Raw genomic sequence first — 6,090 nt, forward strand, 5'->3', positions numbered from 1 at the left:
CCCCGGGTCCGTACGAGCAGGTCCTGCCCGTACGGACCGCGGATCGCACCGGGCGGCGGGAAGGCCGCCCGCAGGTGCGGTCAGGCCAGGCCCAGCCGCTCGGCGGCGGCGTCCGCGTCGATCGGGACCGTGACCGGCTGCGGCGCGCCGGCCACTGCCCAGTCCGGGTCCTTGAGGCCGTTGCCGGTGACCGTGCAGACGATCTTCTGGCCGGGGTCGACCTTGCCCTCTTCGGCGGCCTTGAGCAGACCGGCGACGGACGCGGCCGAGGCGGGCTCGACGAAGACGCCCTCCTGGGCGGCCAACAGCCGGTAGGCGGCAAGGATTTGACGGTCGGTCACGTCGTCGATGAGGCCGCCGGACTCGTCCCGCGCACGCTCGGCGAACGCCCACGAGGCGGGGTTGCCGATCCGGATCGCGGTGGCGATGGTGTGCGGGTCCTTGACGACCTCGCCGCGCACGATCGGCGCGCTGCCGGAGGCCTGGAAGCCCCACATGCGCGGGGTGTGGGTGGCAATGCCGTCGGCCGCGTACTCCTGGTAGCCCTTCCAGTACGCCGTGATGTTGCCGGCGTTGCCGACGGGCAGCACATGGATGTCGGGCGCGTCGTCGAGCATGTCGACGATTTCGAAGGCGGCGGTCTTCTGGCCCTCGATCCGCACCGGGTTCACGGAGTTCACGAGTGCGACCGGGTAATTGTCGGAGAGGCCGCGGGCCAGCGTCAGGCAGTCGTCGAAATTTCCGTCGATCTGCAGGATCTTCGCGCCGTGCACCAGCGCCTGGCCCATCTTGCCGAGCGCGATCTTGCCCTGCGGGACGAGCACCGCGCACACCATCCCGGCGCGTACGGCATAGGCGGCGGCCGAGGCGGAGGTGTTGCCGGTCGAGGCGCAGATGACCGCCTTGGCACCCTCTTCCTTGGCGCGCGTGATGGCCATCGTCATCCCGCGGTCCTTGAAGGATCCGGTGGGGTTGGCGCCCTCGACCTTGAGGTGTACCTCACAGCCGGTGCGCTCGGAGAGCACCTGGGCCGGTACGAGGGGAGTGCCGCCCTCCCGGAGGGTGACGACCTCGGTCGTGTCGCTGACCGGAAGCCGGTCACGGTATTCCTCGATGATGCCGCGCCACTGACGGCTAGTCGTGGTCACGGTGGAATTGGCAGACATGGGTTCCTTTACTCCCCTTCGACCCGCATGATGCTGGCGACACCGCGGACGGTGTCCAGCTCGCGCAGTGCCCCGACGGTCGACGACAGGGCCGCGTCGGCCGCCCGGTGGGTGACGACGACGAGGGATGCCTCGCCGTCCTTGCCCTGCTGACGGACCGTATCGATGGATACGCCGTGTTCGGCGAAAATGGTGGCGACCTGCGCGAGAACGCCGGGCTTGTCGGCCACGTCGAGACTGATGTGGTACCGCGTGATGACTTCACCCATCGGGCTGACGGGCAGCCGCGTGTACGCGGACTCACCCGGCCCGGTGGCACCGGCGAGCTTGTTGCGGCAGACCGCGACGAGGTCGCCGAGGACCGCGGAGGCGGTCGGCGCACCGCCCGCGCCCGGCCCGTAGAACATCAGCTGCCCGGCCGCGTCGGACTCCACGAACACCGCATTGTAGGCCTCGCGCACGGAGGCGAGCGGATGCGTCAGCGGAATCATCGCCGGGTGTACCCGGGCGGTCACGGAGGCGCCGTCCGCGGCCCGCTCACAGATGGCCAGCAGCTTGACCGTGCAGCCCATGCGCTTGGCGGAGGCGATATCGGCCGCGGTGACCTCCGTCAGGCCCTCGCGGTGCACATCGTCGATGGTGACACGGGTGTGGAAGGCGATACCGGCCAGGATCGCGGCCTTGGCGGCGGCGTCGAAGCCCTCGACGTCGGCGGTCGGGTCGGCCTCGGCGTAGCCCAGTGCGGTGGCCTCGTCCAGCGCCTCGCTGTAGCCGGCGCCGGTCGAGTCCATCTTGTCGAGAATGAAGTTGGTGGTGCCGTTGACGATGCCGAGCACACGGTTGACCTTGTCGCCGGCCAGCGACTCGCGCAGCGGGCGCACCAGCGGGATCGCCCCCGCGACGGCGGCCTCGTAGTACAGATCCGCGCCGTTGGCCTCGGCCGCCGCATGCAGCGCGGCACCGTCCGCCGCCACCAGCGCCTTGTTGGCCGACACCACACTGGCGCCGTGCTCGAAGGCCGTGGTGATCAGGCCCCGCGCGGGCTCGATCCCCCCGATGACCTCGATCACCACATCGATGTCGCCGCGTTTGACGAGCGCGGTCGCATCGGTCGTGACCAGCTCGGCGGGGATGCCGTCGCGCACCCGGTCGGGGCGGCGGACGGCGATCCCGGCGAGTTCCACGGGGGCACCGATGCGGTTGGCGAGGTCGTCGGCGTGCGTCGTCATGATGCGCGTCACCTCTGAGCCGACAACACCACAGCCCAGCAGCGCCACCTTCAGCGGACGCGTACGCATCATTCGACCCCTGCTTCTCATCGATCGGCAATTTCCAGCTTGCTCTTGCACCAGTCTCACGCACCGGACGGCAGATTCCGCCTGTCGTCCGGATACCGAGACATTTATTTCATCCGGGGTCCGGCCCCGTGAATCCGGCCCTACCCGACATCCAGCCGCAGGAGATCTTCCTCCGTCTCCCGCCGGACAATCACCCTGGCCTCGCCGTTCGTGACCGCCACGACCGGGGGGCGCAGCGCATGGTTGTAGTTGCTCGCCATGGACCGGCAGTACGCACCCGTGGCGGGCACCGCGAGCAGGTCACCGGGCGCCACATCGCTCGGCAGGAACGCGTCCCGTACGACGATGTCCCCGCTCTCGCAGTGCTTGCCGACGACCCGCGACAGCATCGGCTCGGCGTCGGAGGTCCGGGAGACCAGGGCCACGCTGTACTCCGCGTCGTACAGCGCGGTGCGGATGTTGTCCGACATCCCGCCGTCCACGGACACATACGTCCGCAGGCCTTCCAGTTCCTTGACCGTGCCGACCTCGTACAGCGTGAACGCCGTGGGCCCGACGATCGCCCGCCCCGGCTCGACGGACAGCCGCGGCACACCGAGTCCGGCGGCCTCGCACTCCTTCGTCACGATCTCGCCGAGCGCCTTGGCGATCTCGTGCGGCTCGCGCGGATCGTCCTCCGAGGTGTACGCGATGCCGAGGCCGCCGCCGAGGTCGATCTCGGGCAGCTCGACGCCGTGCTCGTCCCGTACCTCGGTCAGCAGCTGTACGACCCGGCGGGCGGACACCTCGAACCCCGCCATGTCGAAGATCTGCGACCCGATGTGGCTGTGGATCCCGATCAGTTCGAGCCCGTCCAGCTTCAGCGCGCGCCGTACGGCCTCGGCGGCCTGGCCCCCGGCCAGCGCAATGCCGAACTTCTGGTCCTCGTGCGCGGTCGCAATGAATTCATGCGTATGCGCCTCGACACCGACCGTGACCCGGATCTGCACGCGCTGCCGCCGGCCGAGCTTCTCGGCGATGTGCGCGACCCGGACGATCTCCTGGAACGAGTCGAGCACGATCCGCCCCACCCCTGCCTCCACGGCCCGGGTGATCTCCTCGGTGCTCTTGTTGTTCCCGTGCAGCGCGATCCGCTCGGCCGGCATGCCCACCGCGAGCGCCGTGGCGAGCTCTCCCCCCGAGCAGACGTCGAGATTGAGCCCTTCCTCATGCAGCCACCGCACGATGGCGCGGGACAGAAACGCCTTTCCGGCATAGAAGACATCGGCGTCCGGCCCGAAGGCGTCCTTCCAGGCACGGCAGCGCGCCCGGAAGTCGTCCTCGTCCAGGAAGTACGCCGGCGTACCGAATTCCTCGGCCAGCGCACGGACGTCCAGCCCGCCGACGGTCACCGCACCGTCGGCAGTGCGCCGGACGGTACGGGACCACACGCGCGGGTCAAGGGTGTTGAGATCGGCGGGCGGCCCGGCGTAGTGCCCCTCGGGCAGCACGTCTGCGTGCCGGGGCCCTGCAGGATGCGCGGAACGACTCATAACAGCGAGGATCCCCTCAAATTCTCAAGTGCAGATCAAAGGTGTTCGGGAGCGGAGATGCCGAGCAGGCGCAGGCCGTTGGCGAGCACCGTCCCGGTGGCCTCGGCAAGAGCCAGCCGGGCGCGGTGCACGGCCGAGGGTTTCCGCTCCCCGACGGGCAGCGGCGGGCAGGCATCGTGCCAGCGCAGAAACGTGTCCGCCGTCGCTTCCATGTGCCGCACCGTCCGGTCCGGCGCCCGGTGCCGGACGGCGGCCTCGACGGCGGCGGGGTAGGTGGCCAGGAGGCCGACGAGATCGTGTGTCGCGGACGTCTGGGCGGCGGGAGCCCGGGAGGCGGGGCCGGCCCCGTCCGCTGCCGGGGTGACGACCTCCCCGGGCTCGCTCACGAACCCCAGGTCCCCCGCGTTACGCACCAGTGCCCGCGTCCGCGCGTGCGCATACTGCACCCGGAACCGCGGATTTTCCTCCCGCTGCACCGGCCGCTCGGGCAACCGCACCGCATCCCGCGCGGCGGGCCGCAGCAACGCCCAGCGCGCCTCGTCGTCCCCCAGCCGGGCAACGATCCCGGCAAGCTCCTTCTCGTCGGCCGCCGAGGCCGGTACGGACCGCTGCAGACGACCGGCACCGGCTGCGGCGGTCATCCGTCCCAGCGCCTGGGCGACCACAAGCCCGCGGGCCCCGCCGGGAAGCTGCCCGTCGGCCAGGGCCTCTCCCGGCGCGCGCGCCCCGTAGCGGTCACCGCCGGCCAGGACGTCCCGCACCAGCGCGGCCTGCGCCCCGTCCCCCAGCGTGAAGTTCAAGAACCCGGGTCCGGCGATCTCCACCCGGGCGATCCCGGCGCTGCCCACCAGCCGCCTGCGCAGAATCTCGGCGATCTCCCGGGCCGGCCGCCCCGCCTCCTTGGCGAGCTGCAGCGCCACGTTCGAGGCATAGTCCCCGCACCCGGCCCGCCGCGACGGGCGCACCGCGATCCGCGCCGGCACCGGCACGGAAAGCTCCTTCTCGTCCACGGCACCGCGCACGGAGCGCAGGACGGTACGGGAGAGGTCAGCGGGGGTCACGGGACAAGCGTATGGGAGAAGGGCACCGGACACGCGACCGGTTTCGCCCTGTGGACACCTTCAGCCGCTGCGGGGCCGGTCAACCGCGCCGGCTCAGCCTCCGGGCCGGCCCGCCGGCTCCGAGCCCCCGCTCGCCTCCACGTCGACATCCAGGCCGACGTCGGCCGGCTCGGCCGCTGCGGCATCCGCGGTCCTGCCTCCCCCGCCGGCCGCCGCCTCGGCCTGCGCGCCCCCGGCCGCCGCCCCCTCGGCCCCGGCCTCGGACGCCCGCTCCGCCGCCCGCGCGTCGTCCCCCTCGGTGTCCCGCTCCGGCTGCCGTCCCTCCCGGATGAGCATCCCCACGGTCCGTACCAGCTCGGTCGGCTCGAACGGCTTCGCCAGGAAGGCGTCCACGCCCACCCACTCGCCGTTGTCCACCTCGCCCTGGGTGCACGCACTGACAATGGCGATGGGAATGTCCCACGTCCGCGGATCGGACCGCAGCCGCGCCGCGGTGTGCAGGCCGTTGAGCCGCGGCATCACGACATCCAGGGTCACGACATCCGGTCTCACGTCGTGCACGACATCCAGACATTCGGCACCATCAGCCGCGGTCACGACCTCGAAGCCCTCCAGCTCGAGATTGACCCTGATCAACTGCCGGATCACCTTGTTGTCGTCGACAACCAGGATCCGACCGGACAAGCCAGGCACACCATGAGACTAGGGGCCCACCTGCAGCTGCGTCCCGGTTTTGCCCACTTCCGCCCCCATGCGGGGGACCTTTCCCCGACCGCCGCCGACGCGCCCTCCGCATGCGCTAGGGCCCCCTCCGCGCCCCGCTCCCCCGCCCGGAAAAACCCTGTTCCTGGACACCCCATCAGAGCTGGTAGTGTTCTTCCCGTCGCCACCGGAACACAGGCGGCAACGCCCCCGTAGCTCAGGGGATAGAGCAACGGCCTCCGGAGCCGTGTGCGCAGGTTCGAATCCTGCCGGGGGCACTCGCCAGTCAGCAACCCAGAACCATGGCCTGACCAGGCGGATGCCAACCGAA

General features: G+C 70.9%; 5 protein-coding genes and 1 tRNA gene. 1 reads left to right on the forward strand and 5 read right to left on the reverse strand.

Annotated features, from left to right (window positions below; translation table 11 throughout):
• Positions 1 to 80: 80 nt before the first annotated feature.
• The 5 genes from thrC to AB0D04_RS34030 form a co-directional block, all read right to left on the reverse strand.
• Positions 81 to 1,166: a threonine synthase gene (thrC, locus tag AB0D04_RS34010; protein ID WP_362711235.1), complete on the reverse strand. Its 1,086-nt coding sequence runs from the start codon at positions 1,164 to 1,166 to the stop codon at positions 81 to 83.
• A gap of 8 nt (positions 1,167 to 1,174) precedes the next feature.
• Positions 1,175 to 2,467, reverse strand: coding sequence for a homoserine dehydrogenase (locus AB0D04_RS34015; RefSeq protein WP_362711236.1), 1,293 nt, complete (start codon positions 2,465 to 2,467; stop codon positions 1,175 to 1,177).
• 137 nt (positions 2,468 to 2,604) lie between these two features.
• A complete protein-coding gene (lysA, locus tag AB0D04_RS34020) occupies positions 2,605 to 3,996 on the reverse strand; it encodes a diaminopimelate decarboxylase (protein WP_362711237.1) in 1,392 nt (463 codons plus the stop codon).
• Positions 3,997 to 4,031: 35 nt separating this feature from the next.
• On the reverse strand, positions 4,032 to 5,057 hold the full coding sequence (nrtL, locus tag AB0D04_RS34025; protein ID WP_362711238.1) for an ArgS-related anticodon-binding protein NrtL: 1,026 nt from the start codon (positions 5,055 to 5,057) through the stop codon (positions 4,032 to 4,034).
• A gap of 93 nt (positions 5,058 to 5,150) precedes the next feature.
• On the reverse strand, positions 5,151 to 5,750 hold the full coding sequence (locus tag AB0D04_RS34030; protein ID WP_362711239.1) for a response regulator: 600 nt from the start codon (positions 5,748 to 5,750) through the stop codon (positions 5,151 to 5,153).
• Between the two features lie 215 nt (positions 5,751 to 5,965).
• On the opposite strand from AB0D04_RS34030, the gene AB0D04_RS34035 reads away from it, so the two are divergent.
• Positions 5,966 to 6,037: transfer RNA gene (locus AB0D04_RS34035), tRNA-Arg, on the forward strand.
• Positions 6,038 to 6,090: the final 53 nt, after the last annotated feature.

The sequence above is a fragment of the Streptomyces sp. NPDC048483 genome, from assembly GCF_040651455.1.
In the GTDB taxonomy this organism is placed as follows: Bacteria; Actinomycetota; Actinomycetes; order Streptomycetales; family Streptomycetaceae; genus Streptomyces.